General features: G+C 61.2%; 19 protein-coding genes and 1 pseudogene. 16 read left to right on the top strand and 4 right to left on the bottom strand.

The window, feature by feature from the left end; genetic code table 11:
* Positions 1 to 34: 34 nt before the first annotated feature.
* Positions 35 to 2,851 carry an ATP-binding protein gene (locus AC1D3B_RS33485; protein ID WP_478194982.1) on the bottom strand — a complete coding sequence of 939 codons (2,817 nt, stop codon included), beginning with the start codon at positions 2,849 to 2,851 and terminating at the stop codon, positions 35 to 37.
* A 14-nt stretch (positions 2,852 to 2,865) separates the two neighbouring features.
* On the bottom strand, positions 2,866 to 3,618 hold the full coding sequence (locus AC1D3B_RS33480) for an SDR family NAD(P)-dependent oxidoreductase (protein WP_478194981.1): 753 nt from the start codon (positions 3,616 to 3,618) through the stop codon (positions 2,866 to 2,868).
* 154 nt (positions 3,619 to 3,772) lie between these two features.
* Between AC1D3B_RS33480 and AC1D3B_RS33475 the strand changes: the two genes are divergently transcribed.
* The 14 genes and pseudogenes from AC1D3B_RS33475 (at position 3,773) to AC1D3B_RS33410 (ending at position 15,446) form a co-directional block, all read left to right on the top strand.
* The gene (locus AC1D3B_RS33475; RefSeq protein WP_478194980.1) at positions 3,773 to 4,834 is read left to right on the top strand and encodes a sensor histidine kinase; all 1,062 of its coding nucleotides are present in this window, start codon (positions 3,773 to 3,775) and stop codon (positions 4,832 to 4,834) included.
* Positions 4,835 to 4,910: 76 nt separating this feature from the next.
* Positions 4,911 to 6,101 (top strand): bifunctional alpha/beta hydrolase/OsmC family protein, encoded by a 1,191-nt coding sequence (locus tag AC1D3B_RS33470; protein ID WP_478194979.1) that lies wholly within the window; start codon positions 4,911 to 4,913, stop codon positions 6,099 to 6,101.
* A gap of 160 nt (positions 6,102 to 6,261) precedes the next feature.
* A complete protein-coding gene (locus AC1D3B_RS33465; RefSeq protein ID WP_478194978.1) occupies positions 6,262 to 6,681 on the top strand; it encodes a cupin domain-containing protein in 420 nt (139 codons plus the stop codon).
* Between the two features lie 6 nt (positions 6,682 to 6,687).
* Positions 6,688 to 7,344, top strand: a complete 657-nt coding sequence (locus AC1D3B_RS33460; protein ID WP_478194977.1) for an alpha/beta fold hydrolase — start codon at positions 6,688 to 6,690, stop codon at positions 7,342 to 7,344.
* 467 nt (positions 7,345 to 7,811) lie between these two features.
* Positions 7,812 to 8,444, top strand: a complete 633-nt coding sequence (locus AC1D3B_RS33455; RefSeq protein WP_478194976.1) for a peroxiredoxin-like family protein — start codon at positions 7,812 to 7,814, stop codon at positions 8,442 to 8,444.
* A 96-nt stretch (positions 8,445 to 8,540) separates the two neighbouring features.
* Positions 8,541 to 9,551, top strand: a complete 1,011-nt coding sequence (locus AC1D3B_RS33450) for a bestrophin family protein (protein ID WP_478194975.1) — start codon at positions 8,541 to 8,543, stop codon at positions 9,549 to 9,551.
* Between the two features lie 184 nt (positions 9,552 to 9,735).
* Positions 9,736 to 10,491 carry an SDR family oxidoreductase gene (locus AC1D3B_RS33445; protein WP_478194974.1) on the top strand — a complete coding sequence of 252 codons (756 nt, stop codon included), beginning with the start codon at positions 9,736 to 9,738 and terminating at the stop codon, positions 10,489 to 10,491.
* A gap of 56 nt (positions 10,492 to 10,547) precedes the next feature.
* Positions 10,548 to 11,042, top strand: a pseudogene (locus AC1D3B_RS33440) (Ohr family peroxiredoxin).
* 47 nt (positions 11,043 to 11,089) lie between these two features.
* Positions 11,090 to 11,689: a LuxR C-terminal-related transcriptional regulator gene (locus AC1D3B_RS33435; protein ID WP_478194973.1), complete on the top strand. Its 600-nt coding sequence runs from the start codon at positions 11,090 to 11,092 to the stop codon at positions 11,687 to 11,689.
* A gap of 244 nt (positions 11,690 to 11,933) precedes the next feature.
* Positions 11,934 to 12,524, top strand: coding sequence for an acyloxyacyl hydrolase (locus AC1D3B_RS33430; RefSeq protein ID WP_478194972.1), 591 nt, complete (start codon positions 11,934 to 11,936; stop codon positions 12,522 to 12,524).
* 240 nt (positions 12,525 to 12,764) lie between these two features.
* Positions 12,765 to 12,902 (top strand): hypothetical protein, encoded by a 138-nt coding sequence (locus tag AC1D3B_RS33425; protein WP_478194971.1) that lies wholly within the window; start codon positions 12,765 to 12,767, stop codon positions 12,900 to 12,902.
* A gap of 161 nt (positions 12,903 to 13,063) precedes the next feature.
* Positions 13,064 to 13,405 (top strand): hypothetical protein, encoded by a 342-nt coding sequence (locus AC1D3B_RS33420; RefSeq protein WP_478194970.1) that lies wholly within the window; start codon positions 13,064 to 13,066, stop codon positions 13,403 to 13,405.
* Positions 13,406 to 13,451: 46 nt separating this feature from the next.
* Positions 13,452 to 14,681 carry a hypothetical protein gene (locus AC1D3B_RS33415; RefSeq protein ID WP_478194969.1) on the top strand — a complete coding sequence of 410 codons (1,230 nt, stop codon included), beginning with the start codon at positions 13,452 to 13,454 and terminating at the stop codon, positions 14,679 to 14,681.
* Positions 14,682 to 14,870: 189 nt separating this feature from the next.
* On the top strand, positions 14,871 to 15,446 hold the full coding sequence (locus tag AC1D3B_RS33410; protein ID WP_478194968.1) for an Ig-like domain-containing protein: 576 nt from the start codon (positions 14,871 to 14,873) through the stop codon (positions 15,444 to 15,446).
* Positions 15,447 to 15,627: 181 nt separating this feature from the next.
* Here AC1D3B_RS33410 and AC1D3B_RS33405 read toward each other — a convergent pair whose 3' ends face one another.
* A complete protein-coding gene (locus AC1D3B_RS33405) occupies positions 15,628 to 16,419 on the bottom strand; it encodes a FadR/GntR family transcriptional regulator (RefSeq protein ID WP_478194967.1) in 792 nt (263 codons plus the stop codon).
* Between the two features lie 437 nt (positions 16,420 to 16,856).
* Between AC1D3B_RS33405 and AC1D3B_RS33400 the strand changes: the two genes are divergently transcribed.
* The gene (locus tag AC1D3B_RS33400; RefSeq protein WP_478194966.1) at positions 16,857 to 18,914 is read left to right on the top strand and encodes a glycoside hydrolase family 28 protein; all 2,058 of its coding nucleotides are present in this window, start codon (positions 16,857 to 16,859) and stop codon (positions 18,912 to 18,914) included.
* 60 nt (positions 18,915 to 18,974) lie between these two features.
* Positions 18,975 to 19,175: a hypothetical protein gene (locus tag AC1D3B_RS33395; protein WP_478194965.1), complete on the top strand. Its 201-nt coding sequence runs from the start codon at positions 18,975 to 18,977 to the stop codon at positions 19,173 to 19,175.
* 39 nt (positions 19,176 to 19,214) lie between these two features.
* Here the strand turns inward: AC1D3B_RS33395 and AC1D3B_RS33390 are convergent.
* Positions 19,215 to 19,335 (bottom strand): IS3 family transposase (locus tag AC1D3B_RS33390; protein ID WP_478192473.1); only part of this gene is annotated, 121 nt, incomplete at its 5' end.

The following is a 19,335-nucleotide window of genomic DNA, read 5'->3' as shown; positions in this document are numbered from 1 at the left end:
GTCGAGCCCGGGACGTCCATGAATCGCGCTGAGCTTACCCGGCGGGGCCGACATCGCGGACAGCTGTCAGCGCGAGGCCCTCGATGTCAGGCGGGCGCGCATCGCACGCATCCTCGATGACGAGGACCGCACCATGTCGTCCACCAACTTCGTCCAGCAGGCTTCTCATGGTCTGTGCCGCGCGCAGCTCCCAGCCCCTCGCGCCTTGCTCGTTTGCGACGTCCAGGGCCCTCAAATAGAGAGCCTTCGCTGCGGCCTCGTTGCCTTGTCGCTCCTGGCAAAGGCCGGCAGCGCGGAAGACCTCAGCCGCACTCCACTGCCCCTCGCCCCGGTTCGCACGCGCGACCAGTCGGGCGGTGACCCATTCAGGCACGAACGTAGCGAGCATCTCAATTCGTGCGTCGTCCATTGTCGACAACCTGTTCGAGATTTTCTGGATGTACGCACTTCGATCGGCGACTTCGGAAACCTTAAGTGCATCGTCATAGCAAAGTGCCCAGTCGTGCCAGTAGGCGAAGGCCTTCGAACTGGTCTCCCTTAGCATTCTGTCAACCCACTCACGTGCGATCCTCTGCTCGCCGGCCCAGATGGCCACTGGGCAGATCCAGAAAAGCGCAACGCTCAGCGACATTGCATGGGCAAGCGCTTCTGCTTCTTCGAAGCAACGCGCGGCAGTGGTCATGGCAAGTCGATCGTCGCCCTGAATCCACAATGTCCGGGCGAGAATGGCCATTGCGGTGGTGCGCGCATCGGGTTGAAGGGCATTTGCGTGGTTGCGCCGGGTGAGGCCGCCCACATTCATCGCCGCTACCGCATTCAGCTTCGCCTCGGCAAACGCGCCGCAGAAATGGCTGGCGAGTGCCAGCATCCGATGCGACAGATTCCGTGTCGCGTCGTTTTCCGATTGGCTTGCGAAATCGCTGAGTCTTTTGGCATGCCGCAGTGCCGATGAGTAATCACCGCGAGTGATGTTCAACGCACAAAGGCCCCAGCGAGCCTGGAATTCAAGGGTTTCCGACTTGAACTCCAAAGCGATGGCAAGAGCACGCTCGCAGGTTTGGGTCATGTCGGCCACCGTCCCTCCGGTATGCCAAAGCGCGTTGTAAAGCGCAAGTAGCAGCCGCCCGGTCGTCATCCGGTCGCTTCCGGGCGTCGCATTGACGTAGTTCAGCGTCATTTCGATGCGACCGCGATACTCGCTGACCTCGGATAGACGAAACCAAAGCGGACCCGAAGCAGTCGCGAGCGCTCCGACGATTTCGGTATCTTCGGTCTGGGCGATCGACGCATCCATCGCAGCACGTACGTCATCGAGAAGAGATCCGTAGCGCTGCGTCCAATCCTGCGCGTCCAGCGTGGCCAAGTCGGCGGTCGCACGTTCCATCAGTTCGAGAATGAGGCGGGCGTGCCTTCTCGACACCAGCTCCCGCTCGTCAGCGCGGACAAGCAGGACTTGTGCATAGCTTCTTGTCGTGTCGAGCAGCCGGTAGGGCGCACGCGTGCCGTTGTTGGCGTCGAAGACGACCAACGACTTCCGGGCCAAGGCGATCAGCGCGTCCGACGCCACGTCATGCTCCATCTCTCCGCTCACGATGCTGACCGCGGCCTCGACTCCGAATCGCGATCGAAAGATCGACAGCCTTCGGAACAGGAGCAACTCCGATTCGTTCAGCAGGTCCACGCTCCAAGCCAGGGTAGCAGCCAAAGTTCTCTGTCGGGGAAGGACAGCGCGACTGCGCGCTGAATGGAGCCGCATGTGGCCGTCGAGCCTGGACGACAGATCGCTTGCGGACTGCACGGCCAGGCGTGTCGCGACCAGTTCGATCGCCAATGGAATGCCGTCGACCTGTTGGCAAATGCTTGTCAGCGGGCCGCTGCTCGCGTCGTCGAACGCCTCGGCGCCTGCGGCAGTGGCTCGCTCCAGGAGGAGCTGTACCGCAGGCGACTGCAATGCACGGCCCAGGGAGGCGGGCTGACGATCGTGGACGGCGAGTGGAAGCAGTCGCAATACACGCTCGCCTGCGATGCCCAGCGTCTCCCGGCTGGTCGAGAGGATCCGCAGATTCGGCAACGCTGCGAGGAGGCGGTAGGCAAGCGGTGCAAGTGTCGCGATGACATGCTCGCAGTTGTCGACAAGCAACAGCGCGTCTTCGTTTTCAAGTCGCCGGATGATCGCTTGTTCGACTTCTTGTCCGTCAGCTCGCACACCGATCGACCTGGCAACTGTCGTCAAGACGTGGCCTTGTGATGTCAAGGGGGCAAGATCCACAAGCCGAACACGAGAGTGGTGGCGTTGCCTGTAGTGCTCCGCGGCGCGAATGGCGACGCTCGTCTTCCCCACGCCACCCGTTCCCGTCACCGTCACCAATCTGCCGACAGTGAGCATCTCCAACAGCTGCTCCACTTCGACGCTACGCCCAACAAGGTTCGACAACAGGGCGGGCAATTCCACGTCCGGCTCGTCTTCAGTCGAACGGGCCGCCTGGACCGCGTCGATGGGCTGCCCGAACTCGCAATCAACCCGGCCCAGAAAGCGATATCCGCGAAGTGGAATGTTGGTAATCCACTCGACGCACCCGTCTTCCTGGCCGGGCCTACCGAGAACCTTCCGGAGTATCGACATGTGGACGCGAACACTGGCTTCGTCGACCACCACATCCGACCAGACGGCCGCGAGAAGTTCAGCCTTGCTGACCACCTCGCCCGCTCGCTTCAAGAGTTCCAACAGCAGGCCGAAGCTTCTCGAACCCAGGCGCACGGGCTGTTCATGGCGCTCGAGCCGACGCTGACTTTCACGGAGGACGAACGGTCCAAAGCGCCACACGCGATCGCTGGATTTATTCAACTGCACTCAACCAACTCTAGTCACGTCGCGTCAAGACCGCCATCGACTGTGATGATCTGGCCCGTGACCCAGGCGGCTGAAGGCGAAGCGACCGACACGATCCACGCGGCCACTTCTTCCGGGACACCGCGACGTCCGAGAGGGATCTGACGCCGTTCGTTGGCCTTCACGTCTTCCGCCTGCTCGGTAGTCAACTGCATGCGTTCCACCAGGAAGTCCGTCTCAGTGGGGCCGGCTGCGATGGCGTTGACCCGAATGCCCTCCGTCGCGAGTTCGAGTGCCCAGCAGCGCGTCATGTGTTCGACGGCAGCCTTGCTGGACGCATAGTGGGAAAGCGAAGCCGCCGCCTTGTGGCCGAAGGTGCTTGACAGATTCACGATGGTGCCCCGCGATGCCTTGAGGTGAGGGAGCGCAGCCGTTGCCAAGAGAGAAGGGCCGACCACGTTGACAGCGAAGATGTGAGCGACCTGCGCCGCACTGGCTTGCGCCAGGGGAAGGATGGCACCCGCGCCGGCGTTGTTGACGAGCACGTCCAGGGAGCCGCACATCGCGATCACGGCGTCGACGGTGCGGTTCGCGTCATCGGGATTCGCAACGTCGGCGACCAGGAAGTCGATGGCGGGATGCTCCTTCGCCAATGCTTCAAGCTGGCCCGCGCGGCGTCCGGTAACGACCACACGCGCCCCTTCGTCGGAGAACTGAAGGGCGGCAGCGCGCCCGATGCCGGCGCCGCCTCCGGTGATGAGAACTACCTTGTCCATGAACCGCTTCATTTGAATGTCCTGAGTGTTGGATGAAATGTCCGAGCCCTTGGGGACCCACGGTGGGCTCTGAGCGCATTTGCGACTCATCTGACAAGACGAATGAGCAGGGTGTTCTGTGACAAGAATCTGATTCGAGACGTGTGATTGGTGCTCGTCCGGCAACATGGTGCGCCACGACGAATGCCTTCCGTTGCCGCCCTTGGCTGCCTACGATCGACCAACTGAAAGCACCTCAGCCACCACCCGCATCGGCGAACCTGGGGCGGCTGCATCAAAGGCACGGATCACCCATGAAGCTCTATCACACGCCCGACGCGTGCTCATCCGCCGACTTGAACGTCCTCCAGTGGAGCTGCGCGGAACACAAGGAGATCCCTGTGCCAACCTCGGCGTTGCCGGTTCAATGAACATGCGCTGCGCGACCAGAGACAGTGTGCCGGCCATCGACGCCGATTCAGTCAGGCTCGAGCAGATCGTTGGGAATCTGTTGGAAAACTCCATCAAGTTCACGCCCGCCGGCGGACAAGTGGTCGTGCGCATTTTCTCGGAAGACGGCTTCGCCAAGATCTCCGTAGCTGACAGCGGCTGCGGTATCGCACCCGAATTTCTGCCGAATGTCTTCGGACTGTTCAGTCAGGCGGGGGGGCGCCGGCGGCGAGGGGATGCATGGCGGGCTGGACGTCGGTCTCGCCCTGGTTCACGGGCTGACCGCTGCACATGGCGGGTTCGTGAAGGCAACTTCCGCGGGAATCAACCGCGGCGCGGAATTCAGCGTTTGGCTGCCACTTCATCGAAATATGTGGCGCTCGTCTTCGCCTTCGTCCGACCTCGACGTCTCAACGACCGACTGCAACTCATGAAAATCACTCTCGATCCTTCTCTTGACTCGTCTTACCCACACACCTTTGCGTCGACTACGCTGAAGACTTGGTACGACGGAAATCCCGCCATAAGACGCCTCTGGGCCGTCCGGGCGGACGGGATCGCCGACGCCTCGGCGCTGCGCGTCATCGTGATGTTGGAGCCTTCGCCAGATGGAGACGAAACCAGTCCCACCTGGATGGCCCACGCCGGTACTTGGGCGCGTGAGCTGCGCGAGCTACTGGCTGGCGCGGTTCAACTGGAGCGAATCGATGGGCCGCTTCCCGACGAGTTCGAGATCGATGGCGAGGGCGTGGTGTTATCGACGTTTCATTGGCGCGATTCCACGTCATTGCAGGACTGATTGCGTGGCTCAGAAGTGAAGCTGAAGTTGAATTCCGAAACTCGAGTTCGTACTAGCCTGCTTTAGGGGGTACATCGTGCCAACTCGTTCATTTGATTTTCTCAACCGCGAAGGTCGGCGCCTGTCCGGCAGCCTTGAGTTGCCTGAAGGCGTACAACGCGGCTGGGCGCTCTTCGCGCACTGCTTTACGTGCGGCAAGAACAATCTGGCGGCGGTGCGCATCGCGCGGACGCTCGCCGCTGCGGGCATCGGCGTGCTGCGCTTTGACTTCACCGGTCTTGGGGACAGCGAAGGCAGCTTCTCTGGCTCGAGCTTCAGCATGAATGTGCAGGACCTCGTGTCGGCCGCTGCAGCGATGCAGGTAGCGGGATTGCCCGCCGACCTCTTGATCGGCCACAGCTTGGGCGGCGCCGCGATCCTCGCCGCCGCGGGCGAAATTGCCGGAGTCCGTGCGGTCGCAACTATCGCGGCGCCGTTCGATGTATCGCATCTCCTGCACCTGCTGGATCCCGTGGGTCTTGCACAACTCGAGAGGCGAGAGCAATCACTGGTCCAGGTGCTTGGACGTCCTCTGTCCGTGGGCAAGGCATTCGTCGATGATCTGCGTGGGCAAAATCAAGGCGTTCGAATCGCGGCGTTGCGCCGACCGCTGCTGGTGCTGCACGCGCCTCGCGACCAGACGGTTGATATCGAAAACGCCACGCGCATCTTTCTCGCGGCACGGCATCCCAAGAGCTTCGTCTCGTTGGACAAGGCCGACCATCTTCTGTCCAGTCGCAACGATGCGGAGCAGGTGGCAAATTTGATCGCGACATGGGCTTCACTCTACCTGCCAGATCCCGTACGTGGGCCGGCCGAAGCAGACGCAGTAGCCGAGGAGACCGGGTTGGGCAAGTTCCAGCTAGCGCTGCGCTCTGGCGGGTCGCGATGGCTTGCCGACGAGCCAGAAACTGCGGGCGGCCTCGGGTCGGGCCCCACGCCGTATGACTTGCTGTCGTCGGCGCTCGCCGCCTGCACCACCATGACGCTGCGTCACTACGCTGACAGCAAGGGCTGGGCGGTGACGCGCATCCGGACGGCTGTAGACCATCGCAAGGAAAAAGAGCGCTCTCCCGCTGATGTCTTCACCCGAAAGGTCTCCGTCGAAGGCTCGCTCGACGACGCCCAGCGCGCGCTGCTGATGGAGATGGCGCACCGATGTCCTGTGCATCGCACACTCGAGCGAGGCGTCCGCTTCGACTCCATAACGCTCGACCCGCCAATGTGAGGCCGATGCGAACAGCTGCAGCACGAGACCCTCGCTCCTCGGTGCCGATGACATTGGTTCTTCGCAGGCAACACCGTGAGCCTGCCCTCGTGCCTACCGCACGAGATGTTCGATCTCTACGATGGACTACACAATTTCTTCGGGCACGCCAGGGCAGACCATGATCATGACTGCAAGACAAATCGGCGCGACGCTCATGATCGCAGTGAGTGCACTGACCGCGGAGGAAGCGTTCGGACACGGGGCTGCGCACGACGCGGTCGTCATGCCGTTGCTTGTCAAGGAACTGTCTGACATGCCCGGCAAAGAAGTCTTGATGATGACCGTGGACTATGCGCCGGGCGACGTCGACCCTATTCACCGCCACAACGCGCACGGCTTCATCTACGTGCTCGAGGGCTCGATTGAGATGGGACTGAAGGGCGGAAGGGTCGTGACGTTGCATGCCGGTGAGACCTTCTACGAGGGACTGGATGACATCCATACCGTAGGTCGCAACGCAAGAAAGGTATGGCCCGCGAAGTTCCTCGTCGTCCTGGTCAAGAACAAGGGGATCGATGCCATTTCGCCGGTGAAGTAGACGCTTTTGCCTCCCACCCGCGGCTACGAAGATGACGGGGTCGCCAATCCACTTCGCGGCGTGAAATCCGATGCGGCCTACGTCTCGGCGGTCGTCGCTTCGGTCAAGGGACCGGTCGTCCTGGTCGGCCATTCTTCCGGCGGGTCGGTCATCTCCGCCGCTGCCGAAGGACAGTCCAATGTCAAGGCGCTGGTCTTCGTCGCGGCCTTTGCTCCCGAGACAGGAGAGTCCGCTGTCAATCTGGCGGGCAAGTTCCCAGGCAGCACCCTCGGCCCGACGCTGGCGCCTCCTGTTCCATTGCCGGATGGAGGCAAGGACCTCTACATCCTTCAGGACAAGTTCGCCAACCAGTTCGCTGCCGATGTGCCGCCAGCCGCTGCATCCCAGATGGCCGTGTCCCAACGGCCGATAACAGAGGGCGCGCTGGGCGAAGCGGCTCCTGGCGCAGCATGGAAGACTGTGCCGTCGTGGTTCATCTATGGCGACCGTGACAAAAACATCCCCCCTGCGGCATTGGCATTCATGGCTGAACGCGCCAAATCACGGAGGACGGTAGTGGTGAGAGGTGCTTCGCATGTGGTCATGATTTCGAACCCCGGCGCGGTGACGCGCCTCATTCTTGAAGCGGCTGAGGCCACGAAAGCGGAGGCAGCGCAGCCTTGAGCGCCTCGGTGCCCGGCGCAGCGCCGTGGCCGAATTGGTGCGCGTTGGGAAACACCGTAGTCCCCATCGGCAGCCTACCGCTCGGACACTGCCCAGCCTACCCTCGGCGGATCGTGCTGCCTTCGTCGCGTACCCCCTGCTGCGACGACAGTGAACGATCCGCCCCGGAGACCCTGTATGAACGCATCCGAACAAATACCTCGCAATAGCAATGGTCGAAGGCCGAGTCCGCTTCACCAAACGAGGCTCCATCGTCGCGCTGTATGGCTGCGGCGCTTGCAAAGCATTGCATGCACCGTTGCGGTGTTCATAACGTTTGCCGCCAGCTCTGTGGTCGCGGCCTCGGAAGCGCTTCATGAGCCTGGCAATGCCTTTCGAGCGTTCTGTGACGCGTTTGCAAGACCACGCGGCGCGTCGGGTGCACCGTCGCTTGATGCCGACAAAGCGACTGCGGATAGGGGGTTGTGATGACGCGTGTCGATCCTGAAGCAGGTTATCCCTTGGCTGCGGGCCTGTGGTCTAGCGAAGCCGATGATGTATTTGAAGCCACAGGAATTGCGGCGCGAGCCAAGCGAGCGGGAGAGCCCGCTCCCGACGTGGTCCTGCCTGATGCACATGGCAAGCAGGTGCGTCTTGCAGACCTCTGGAGCAATGGCCCGTTGGTGATTGTCTTCTACCGCGGAGGATGGTGCACTTACTGCAACCTCCAGTTGCGCGCGTGGCGTCGACAGGAGGGCGAACTTGCACGGCTAGGTGCGACGCTGTTGGCGATATCGCCGCAAACGCCAGACAACTCGCTGAGCACAGCCGAGAACAATGAGCTTGGCTTCACGGTCCTTAGTGATTCAGCCCTGGAAGCGGCCAACGGCTTCGGAATCGCCTTCACTCTACATCCGGGCCTGGTGGACTTTTACGCCTCGGTCGGCACCGACATTCCCGTCCTGAATGGTAACGGGCTCTGGGTGCTGCCCGTTCCCGCAACGTATGTGATTGACCGCGCCGGTTGCATCCGCTTCGCCATGATCGAGGAAGACATCCGCCAGCGGGTCGAGCCTTGCGATGTCATCGCAGCCATTGAGGAACTTGGTCCTCGCAGATAGCGAAAGTTCGGGCTTCATGTCAACCGCCCGTGCGAGCGAGGCGCGAATCAATGAAGGTCCGTGTTTGAGCCCCACCGTACTCAGGAAGAGATCATCATGCATATAGGCAAGACCTACAGAGTCTCCGAATTCATCACCTGGACGCGGCGGCAGATCTATCTTCTACTTGCGGTGGGCGTGGTCCCCGTGATCTTCTACCAGGTGCTCGGCCTCCGGTGGCTCAATATTCCATTGACCGTGGTGGGGCTCCTGGGGACCGCAACGTCATTCATCGTCGGCTTCAAGAACGTGCAGACCTATAACCGCACGGCCGATGCTCAGCAGGTCTGGACTTCGATCCTCAACAGCAGCAGGTTCTGGGGCATCAGCATCCAGGGATTCGTGACGCGTACTGGCGACGCCCGTCAGCTTGTGGAGCGACATGTCGCGTGGCTGACATGCCTGCGATATGAGCTCCGAAGTCCGAGGGTGTGGGAGTCGATGGACAAGGCATCAAATGCCGAATATCTCAGCGCTTCCTACCGCATTCCGGAGCGAGAGACTTCCATCGATGAGGCCCTGTGCATGCATCTCTCAGAGGCGGAGCAGCAGCAGATACTGAAGACCGGCAGCAAGGCCACTCAGGTTCTATGGCTTCAGAGTCGCGCGCTGAGGCGAATGCTGGACGAGGATGAAATATCGCTGACGTCCTATATCGAATTGACCAAAGTCATGAAGGAGTTCGTCGAACAGCAGGGACGCGCGGAGCGAATCAAAAACTTTCCGTATCCACGGCAATACGCCATTATCAATGCCATCTTCGTGTGGGCATTCTGCATCCTGCTGCCGTTCGGCCTTCTCAAGGAATTCGACAAACTCAACGAAGGAGTCGCCGGCTTCATGCAGGGCAGCATGGTGTGGCTCGTCATTCCCTTCAGCGCGACCATCTCGTGGATGTATACCTCATTGGAGCAGGTCGGCGAGAGCACTGAGAATCCGTTCGAAGGCAGCGCCAATGACGTCCCGATCACGCAGATCGCAAAGATCATTGAGCGCGAGCTAAAGGAGATCATCGGTTTGCCCGATCTTCCCGCTCTGCCGAAGCCGGTCAACGACATCATTCTTTGAGGACGGCGCGCGTCGAGCTCGCCCATTGGTGCCCGGAGCTCAACATGGTGCACCCCCGCGCGTGGCTACCGCCGGCGGCGTCTCAAATCTACGATCAAACCGCTTCCTCGCGATGTTCGCAAACGGGCAACTCAGCCGCTCTGAGTCAAGGTATGTATCGAACCGCCTTCCAAGGGAATCCGTCATGAAAATCGTCGTCATCGGTGGCTCCGGCCTCATCGGCTCCAAGGTCGTCAACAAGCTGCGTGCGAGTGGGCACGAGGTCATCGCCGCATCACCCGCGTCCGGCATTAACGCGATCACAGGCGAGGGCCTCGATTCGGCACTCGCAGGAACACAAGTGGTTCTGGACGTGGCGAACTCCCCCTCGTTCGAAGACAAGGCCGTCTTCGAGTTTTTCCAGACCTCGGGACGCAATCTGCTGGCCGCTGAAGCCAAGGCCGGGGTCAAGCATCACGTGGCCCTGTCGGTGGTGGGCACCGACCGCTTGACTGAAAGCGGCTACTTCCGCGCCAAGATCGAGCAGGAGAGGCTCATCCGCGAATCGAAGATCCCTTACACCATCGTCCACTCGACGCAATTCTTCGAGTTCCTGGGCGCGATTGCGCAATCGGGCGCCGATGGAGACACGGTGCATCTGTCTCCAGCCTTCGTGCAGCCGATCGCATCGGACGATGTCGCGGCGGCTGTGGCGGACTACACCGTGGGTTCGCCGTTGAACTCCGTGGTCGAGATCGCAGGACCCGAGCGAGTGCGCCTATCCGAGCTGGTGCAGCGCTTCCTCAAAGTCTCGAACGATCCGCGCACCGTGGTGCAGGACGTGCACGCGCGCTATTTTGGGGCCGAGCTCAAAGACGACACGCTTGTCCCGGGCCCTAACCCGCGAATCGGCGCACTCAACTTCGAAGCCTGGTTCGCACTGCCCAAGGTGCCTCGGTGATGCGAGCACCTCTGCCGCGACAGGTCATGAAAACTGTCTTCCAGGCTTGATTGATCATGGCCACGCTCCAACCGCCACCGGTAACGCTGTTGAACAAGTATCACGGGCCGGAATTTCATCCGATCTATTCGACGAGGGTCACGGCAACTGGCGGAGAAGCGGAGCATGCGCGTGCCTCGGGCATCGTGCGATCTGATGATGGCAATCTCGACGTGGAGTTGCGGCTCCCGCCCGAGCTTGGCGGCCAAGGGGGTGGCACGAACCCGGAATAGCTGTTCGCGGCTGCGTTCGCAGCGTGCTTCGATGGAGCGCTCAATTTGCTGGCGCTCAAGAGTGGCATTGCGATTCATGGCTCAAGCGTTCACGCGTCCGTGGCCCTCGGTCGCGATCCGATCGATGGACTCTTCACGCTCACGGTCGATCTTCGCATCGACCTGCCGGGCATCGAGAAGAGTCTCGCCGAAGAACTGGTGCGAAGCACCGAACGATTCTGTCCTTACGCGAAGATGGCAAGAAGCGGATTCAACAGCATCGTCGCGCTGGCAAAGTAACGAGTCGAGTTCACATGACAGTACAAACCCAAGATCCGAAGATCAACGTGGCGATCACGCATCAAGACGCGTACGTCGCCGCCGGAATCTCCGCGCTGCTTCGCTCACGTGCTGACTTTTCGGTGCGGGTCGGAGACCCGGAAGACGCAAGTTGCGATGTGTTCGTAACGGACTACGCGACCGGCCTTCATCGAGCGACCGAGACCTTGCGACTTCGCCGGCGTGCTTCCACTTCGGCTCTCATCGTTACCGACCAGAACGCGGGACTGCAGATTCGCCGGGCCGTGGATGCCGGGATTCGCGGCTATGTTCTGCAAGACTGCTCGGCCGATGAGCTGTCGGAGGCGGTGCGCAGTGTGGCTGCCGGTCGTAGGTACCTCTCCGTTTCGGTGGCGGAGCAGTTGCTGGACAGTCTCACATTTGTTGTACCCACAGCCCGCGAGCGGGAAGTGCTGCAGCTCATCGCCGTCGGCCTGAGCAACAAAGACATCGGGCGTCGACTCGGCATCGGCGAGGGCACAGTCAAGACCCACGTGAAGTCCATTCTGGGGAAACTGGGCGAGTCGACACGGACTGCGGCAATCGCGGAAGCACGTCGGCGCGGATTGCTTTCGGAGACGAAGGTTCTCAGGCACCCTCGCGGCTGATGGACAGGAACGGAGATCCGAACGGCGTGGTCGATCAGAACGAGTTCGGGATTCTCTCGCCGGTTTTCCTCGACGCGACGAAGCTCCGCTGATGCCTTTTCGGCAACACGGTGGTCACCGATGGCCGCCTACCGACTCGACGAACCGTTGGCTAGCATTTCGAAAGACGCCACCTAGGCATCGGACGACCCTGTTGATGGGATGCCGCGATGGCGAACACAAGCTCATCCAACGAAATGTTCCCATGCAACCTTGTCTGCAGCCAGTCATTCGCATCGTTCGGCAGGGCCGCCTCCTTAACGCGATCCTCGTTGCCGCCTTTGGGCTGACCGGACTTGCCGGCGCCGGCGAACCGTCGCTGTTACCCGATACCGCCTATGTGCAGGCCGGCGCAGGCGACAACGTCGCATCGGGAACCTTCGGTGTCACGTGGGACCTGCCCTGGCGCCACGAGAACGACTGGGGCGTTTGGGAAGGCTATCTGGATCTGTCGCTGGGGCGTTGGCACATGTCTGGCGGCGGGATCAGATCGGGGCACGACGATGTGACGCAAGTTGGAATCACGCCGGTGATCCGCCTGAGACCGACGGGCTGGAACCACTTCTTTCTGGAAGCAGGCATCGGGGTTAATTGGATCTTTCCGATCTACCAGAACGATTCCCGGCAGTTCAGCACGACCTTCAACTTCGGGGACCACCTCGCCGCAGGATGGCAGTTCGGCGCATCCGGCAATCAGGAGCTGACGCTTCGCCTGCAGCACTTTTCCAACGCGGGCATCAAGCATCCCAATCCTGGAGAGAACTTCGTACAGCTGCGTTATGCGCGGCGGTTCTGAGGGCGGTGGAGCATCTCGACTATGCCGCAGGTCTCCGCGCCCACCCCGCCTGGCGCTTTCAAGCGCCTACCCGCGCCGCCGCGTCTGGGCAGACGAGCCCGCTCCACCACGCCTACGGTGCACACGAGACCCAACTACCTGGGCCGGCTGCTTTGGCTCTTTGACGTAATCAATCACGGTAACTGATCGTTGGGGAGGAGCAACCGGTGTCCATGCTCAAAATCGCTCGCACGAATATGTATGACGAAAGTCGCTGCACATTGGTTCGTCGCCTCCAATGCATGGCTTCAGGAGTGCATGCCGATCGAACTGTTGAACTCAGACCTCTACGCGGTGCTCGGTGCGGCGCGCGCGCATCGGTTCACCGCGAACGGCTGAATTCTCATTGCGCTGGTGCCTGCGAGGAAACACCGAAGTGAGCGAGGGGTGCCTTCCGGCAACGAGTTCATCTGTCTAGCATTTGCTTCAATGCGTCGCACCACGAAGACGTCCGATTTCGAAAGCAGGCCACAGTCCCACATTGACCACGAGGTGAGCACATGAATCAGTTGATCCTTCAGCAAGAGAATGTTGCCCATCAGGGAGGCGGCGGTGTCAGCGCTGACAACAGATGCTTGGGATTCCTCCCGGCCTTTCGGAATGCCGAGACGGGCGACGTTTATCCCTCACGGTTTGCCGACGGCCGATTGGCCCCGATTCACCTGATCGACGGATTGCCCGATGACCTGGTCGTTGCGAGGGCGGCAACAGGCAAGGTCATCTCGGTAAAGGATTCGGTGCAGTCCGGCTTCATTTTGTACGGCCGCTTCTATGACCGTGAGCAGGCCGCAAGCTATTCGCGCGTGGGCCGGCGATCGATCACGTCGATCGACCGTTCGTGACCGCGCCAGCGCCATCCATTCTTGTCCCCATTACTAGGAGCTATTCATGCGTCTTCCTGTCATTGCCCTGGCCTGTTGCCTGGGCACCTCCGTCAGTGCCACTGCGGCAGACGTCAGATCGATATCACGCCTCGCTGCGGGACCCGACAACGTACTCTTCGTCGCCGACTGGAAGAGTGCACGCGTCCACGCGATCACCCTTCCTTCGGTTGCGAAAAAGCCGGCGGGAACGGCGTTCAATATCCTCGATCTCGAGACGCTTCTATCGCGTCAGGTCGGCGGCGCCAAAGTCACGGTCGAGGACATGGTCGTCCGTCCGGGAACGGCTGAGGTGTATGTCGCGGTCAGCTACGGCGCTGCAAAGACGCCGGCACTGATCTTGGTTACCGGCGACAAGAAGGCCCGTCGGGTTGACTTGAGGGCGGCGACTTCGACTTCGATTGCACTTGGCGATGCGCCCGCACCGAATGACAAGTTCTGGAAAGAAACGCCCGAGCGAAGCTTCACGGTCACCGACATGAAGTGGCGCAACGGGGAGCTCTTCGTGGCCGGTCTTTCCAACCAGGACTTCGCCTCGACCCTTCGCCGTATCAACTACCCATTCGGCGCCAAGCCGTCGACGACCTCAGTGGAGATCTATCACGGCGGCCACAACCTGATCGAGACGCGCGCTCCCATTCGGGCAATGAGCTTCGCGAGCTGGGGGGGCAAGCCATACCTCGTAGCCGCCTACACGTGCACGCCTTTAGTGATCATTCCGCTCGACGAGCTGAAGAATGGTGCCCATGTCCGTGGCAAGACAGTCGCCGAGCTCGGCTATGGGAACACCCCCGCCGACATGATCGCCTACACGAAGACCGAGCAGGGCAAGTCGGAAGAATATCTGTTGCTGGTGAACTTCGAGCGCGTGTCGAACGTCATCCCGGTGTCGCAGCTGGAGGCAGCGGGCGCCCGGCCGGGCATCGAGAAGGTCGTGCCATTCGGACAGATTGTGGGTCTGGACGTGATGACAGCCCCTCTGGCAGGCACGCTGCGGGTCGACAATCTCGACGAGAAGTCGTTCGTCGTCGTGCGGCGGCAGCTCGAGAAGGACACACTGCAGCTTGTCACTATCGGAAAGGACCTCAGCTTCCGGCTGTCAGACCACATCTCGGAGTACGCCTTCTCCCAGTACAGCTTCAAAGGCGATGACTTCCAGCTGAAGAACATCAAGCCCCGGCAGGACATGCTCCTGGAACACGAAGGTCTCGCCGACTTGATCAAGCCATCGGAGTAGTTCGTGCAACTCTTTCGATGGATAGCCGGCGCGGCTCTCTTGGTGGTCTTGAGCAGTTCCTATGCAGACCAACAACCCCCGCGCGTCGTATTTGTTCGGCCGTCGGCCAGCGAGGTCCCGGCCAATCTCCTTCGTATTTCTATCGAGTTCGCAGGGCCGCCCGAAGGCCCGGTCCTTCCGAGGCTCGCCTTGATCGGCCCCGACGGAAGGCGAGTCCGGGAACCGTTCCTTCAGCAGGAGCTTTGGTCTCCAAGCGGCAAGATCTTGACCGTCATGATGCATCCCGGACGCGTCAAGACCGGCCTGATTGCGCGAGAAGAATTGGGGCCGATCCTGGTCGTCGGGGATGCCGTGACGCTCGCGCTGGATGGACGTCCCATCAAGCATTGGATCGTTGGACCGACGGATGTGAACGGGCCGGACGTATCGGCCTGGAAGCTGTCGCCCGTACGCGTCGCGTCGAAGCAGGCGCTCGTCGTTACGCTGGATGCCGCAATCGACGGGCGGGACGTTGACTATTTGGTGATTGCGGACGACCGCGACCGTCGCGTGGAGGGACGCGCCGAGCTGACGAACGGCGAAAGCACTTGGACATTCACTCCGAAAGCGCCATGGCGCACAGGCCAGCACAAACTCATCGTCCGCAGTACTCTGGAAGACTCGGCCGGCAATCGGATGGGCGGCCACTTCGAGTCACCGATCGATTCGCCGCCGGGATCAGTGGCCGACGCGGCCCTCGTCTTCTCGGCAGCCAAAGGGGATTGAGTCCACCGGCACGACGCCTGAGCGTGGATGCCTGGATAGCCGCCGACCCGGTCGTCTGTTGGTTGGGAGCGACGGGTTTCCTCGAAGATTCCGCATCTTTCGCCGGGGTTAGTCGAAAATTCCCACAACTTTAGTAACCCAATGTCTTCTTTCATTCGGCCACTCAGGCCAACTCTGGTGATCACGCCCTCGCACTCACCGGATCGGCGTGCGCCCTGCGCTGTCGCTCGCGGCTATTGACCAGGTGGATACGCATGGCGGCGCGCGCCGCTTCAGGATCGCGGCGCTCGATGGCCGCGTAGATATCCTGATGCTCCTGATTGACTTTTTGCAGGTGCTGGGCGCGTTGCTCGACATTCAGCCAGGCGGATGAGACCCGCGTGCGCGGTATGACTTCCAAGCCCAGATGTCCCATTAGCTCGCTGAAATAGTGGTTGCCCGTCGCCTGCGCGATGGCCAGATGGAATCGGAAATCAGGCGCGACGGTTTCGCCGACGGCCGTCAGGTGCTGTTCGAAATCGAGGAGCGCACTGCGCATCTCCCGAAGGTGCTCGTCGGTGCGACGCAGCGCCGCAAGGCCGGCCGCCTCTGCTTCGACACTGGTCCGAAGCTCCAGCATTTCCAGCATGTCCTCGATGTCGCCGGGCGACGAATGGTCGAACTGGAATCGGCCTTGCGCAGCGGGCTCCAGCGCGAAGGTGCCCACCCCGTGGTGCGTCTGCACGAGGCCCGCCGCTTGCAGCCGAGAGAGCGCCTCGCGGACGACGCCTCGGCTGACGCCGAACGTTTGCATGATGACCGATTCGGCCGGCAGCTTGTCGCCTGGCTTGATCGTCCGGCGTCGCAGTTGCATGCCCAGGGCTTCGACCAACTCGTGCGTAAGTCCCTTCCCTTGCCTCCGATGGGCTCCTGACGCGCCTCCCACTTCAGCGTCTATCTGAGCGGCCGGAGGGGTCAGCGGAGGGTCTTGCATGTCCCGAATGATAGGACGCGCGACGGAGGACTGTTTCATCTCGCGGATCGCCTGGGCCTTTCGAAACAGTGTCTTGGCGTGGAAAGCGCAAACGCTATGTTGTCCGACATCCTATGAATACTTTGGTGTATCGCGAGCAAATAGCAACATTTCTTCGGGCAAACCCTGTGCGTTCCTCCACTCGAATCATAGATATTCACCTCTTGTCATAGGACATCAGACAACTACGACGGTAACTTGCGCCATGCGCCCAGTCCCAGTTCGAACCACGCGATCGGCATGTACCCGGTCACTGATCGATCGCTCCAGGTTCGTACTAGCCATCGCTTTTTCACCTTGCCTCGACCGGTCGCTGTCCCATGGCGGCTGTGCAACCTCCACGCCGACGGCCTTGTCACGCCAGCAATTTTTGGCCTTTCATCCACGGAGCAAAACCAATGAAAACACCTAGCAATGAAATCACCGAACCGGGCCGCGCTGCACTTTCGGCACAGGACACGAACCCGCTTGGACGTCGCGCGTTCATGGCCCTGGTCGGCGCGTCCACCGGTGCCACACTGATCACCGCGTGCGGCGGCGGAGGCGGCGGGTTTCCGATCATTCCATCCGCGCCTGCACCGGCACCCGCCCCACCCCCTGCGCCGGCACCAGCGCCCGTGGCAGCCCCTGATCCGATCTGGGGACCCACCGGCCTCGGAACGCAGATCATTGCTTCCCTTCAAGGCATCAATCAGTCGATGTTTGCCGCCAAGGATTTCATCGTCACCCAATATGGCGCGCAGACCTGCCTGACCGTGGCATCGCCCAATCCGTACACCGACCTGACCAAGTCGCCGCTGAGCGTGGGTGCCGATACGACGCACGCGCCGGGATCGTTCGATTCGCGCCCGGCCTTCCTCGCTGCCATCGCCGCGTGCAATGCTGCTGGCGGCGGCCGCGTTGTGGTGCCGGCCGGGGATTGGTATTGCGCCGGCCCGATCGTCCTGCTCAGCAACGTCAACTTCCACCTGAGCCAGAACTGCACGATCTATTTCAGCCCCAACCCTGCCGACTACGCGAAGGATGGCCCGATCGATTGCGGGGCAAACGGCAAGCTCTATTACGGCCGCTGGCAATCCAACGACTGCCTCAACTACGGTGCTCCCATCTACGCACGCAACCAGACGAACATTGCCGTCACTGGCGAAGGCGATACTTCGATCTTCAACGGCCAGGCCATGACGCCCTTCGCAGGCACCGGCAACACCAGCACCTGCTGGTGGACATGGAAGGGCAATGCCGGCGTCTATGGCGTGGTGAACTCAAGCACACCTTCCCAGGCCAGCGTCAACGCACTCAACATTGACCTGAAGACCTTCGTGCCGGGGATCTCGGACGCCCTGTACACGCTGCTTACCAACCCGGTCACTCCTTGGCAACAAGATCAGAACTACCTTCCAGCACTGTCGGAAGCGGGCGTTCCGATTGAAAAGCGCATCTTCGGCCTCGGGCATTTCCTGCGGCCGTGCATGGTCGAATTCCTGGGTTGTACCAATGTCTTGATGGAGGGTTATCAGACTCGCAACACGCCGTTCTGGCAGCACCATCCAACCGACTGCAAGAACGTGGTGATCCGCAAGGTCACGGTCAACAGCATCGGACCGAACAACGACGGTTTCGACCCGGACGCCTGCGACAACGTGCTCTGCGAGGACGTGGTTTTCAACACTGGCGACGACTGCATCGCCATCAAGTCGGGCAAGAACCTCGACAACGAATACGGCCCGTCCATTCGTCATGTAGTTCAGAACTGCACAATGAACAGCGGGCACGGCGGCATCACCCTGGGCAGCGAGATGGGCGGCGGGGTCGAGAAAATCTATTGCCGCAACCTCGCGATGCTCAATCAGTTCTGGGCCACGAACTCGCTGAACATCGCGATCCGGATCAAGACCAACATGAACCGTGGCGGCTACGTCAAGGACTTCTATGTCGATGGCGTCACGCTGCCCAATGGTGTCAGCCTGACGGGCGCCGGCTATGGCACGAGCCTGCTGGCTGGCAGCCCGATCAACGCCAACGTACCGATTGGCGTGAGCACCGCGGCAAGCAGCAACCCGTCGGCATCGCAAGGGGGAATTGTCACTTTCGATTGCGACTACCAGCCAGCGAAGGACGCCATCCGAACCCGCCCGGCCTTGTTGCAGAACATCAATATCTCCAACCTCGTGGCCAAAAACGTCACGCTCGGCGGTGTGACCGGCTCATGCTTCCAGGCCATCGTGGCGCAAGGCCCCGTCGCCTTCGACTACAACGGCCCCGCACCGACACCGCCAGTGCCTGCGATCGAGGGCGTCAACATCATCAATTGTGATTTCGGCAACCCCACTGCGTTAGGACCTGCCAGTGCAACGGTGGCGGGTCCGATCTACGCGTATAACGTGCATGACATCACGCTCGCAAACACGTTGATTGCGGGAAAGATCATGGATACGACGGTCGCAGACCTTCGCTGATAGAGAGCGCTGGAGTCAGTGAATCAACTCGAACGATCTCGATCACACTGAGTCTGGGGCGTGATTGCGAAGAGGCGTTGGACAGTCCTTCGCCAGGTCGCGGCACCTGCTGCCACGCACTGGAGCACGCGCACGCTGGCCGCGCAGCTCGGTGTGGGGCCCACAACCATCCGCCGCGTGTGGCAGCGCAACGGCCTGAAGCCGCATCGCCAGGGCAGCTTCAGGCTCTCGCGCGACCCGCGCTTGTCAACGCCGATTTAAATCTGACCCACCGGGGGTGCGGCAGAAATCTTGGACTGGTTATGCCGCGAGCCCCAGGCTTTTCCGATATTCAACAGGACTGAGAGCGCCGAGGGAGAGCTTGATCCGCTTCTCGTTGTACCAGCGGATGTAGGAGTCCAAGGCCAGGGTGAACTGCTCG

It is taken from the genome of Variovorax sp. P5_A3 (assembly GCF_056400665.1).
The sequence above is the reverse complement of the archived record's forward strand: the minus strand, read 5'-3'. Positions and strand labels throughout refer to the sequence as shown.

Coding starts and splice junctions, on each gene's coding strand:
- AC1D3B_RS33450 (WP_478194975.1), top strand. CDS start 8,541: ATGCATATAGGCAAGACCTACAGAGTCTCCGAATTCATCACCTGGACG.
- AC1D3B_RS33475 (WP_478194980.1), top strand. CDS start 3,773: ATGGTGCGCCACGACGAATGCCTTCCGTTGCCGCCCTTGGCTGCCTAC.
- AC1D3B_RS33400 (WP_478194966.1), top strand. CDS start 16,857: ATGAAAACACCTAGCAATGAAATCACCGAACCGGGCCGCGCTGCACTT.
- AC1D3B_RS33415 (WP_478194969.1), top strand. CDS start 13,452: ATGCGTCTTCCTGTCATTGCCCTGGCCTGTTGCCTGGGCACCTCCGTC.
- AC1D3B_RS33445 (WP_478194974.1), top strand. CDS start 9,736: ATGAAAATCGTCGTCATCGGTGGCTCCGGCCTCATCGGCTCCAAGGTC.
- AC1D3B_RS33465 (WP_478194978.1), top strand. CDS start 6,262: ATGATCATGACTGCAAGACAAATCGGCGCGACGCTCATGATCGCAGTG.
- AC1D3B_RS33425 (WP_478194971.1), top strand. CDS start 12,765: ATGACGAAAGTCGCTGCACATTGGTTCGTCGCCTCCAATGCATGGCTT.
- AC1D3B_RS33430 (WP_478194972.1), top strand. CDS start 11,934: ATGCAACCTTGTCTGCAGCCAGTCATTCGCATCGTTCGGCAGGGCCGC.
- AC1D3B_RS33455 (WP_478194976.1), top strand. CDS start 7,812: ATGACGCGTGTCGATCCTGAAGCAGGTTATCCCTTGGCTGCGGGCCTG.
- AC1D3B_RS33405 (WP_478194967.1), bottom strand. CDS start 16,419: ATGCAAGACCCTCCGCTGACCCCTCCGGCCGCTCAGATAGACGCTGAA.
- AC1D3B_RS33420 (WP_478194970.1), top strand. CDS start 13,064: ATGAATCAGTTGATCCTTCAGCAAGAGAATGTTGCCCATCAGGGAGGC.
- AC1D3B_RS33480 (WP_478194981.1), bottom strand. CDS start 3,618: ATGAAGCGGTTCATGGACAAGGTAGTTCTCATCACCGGAGGCGGCGCC.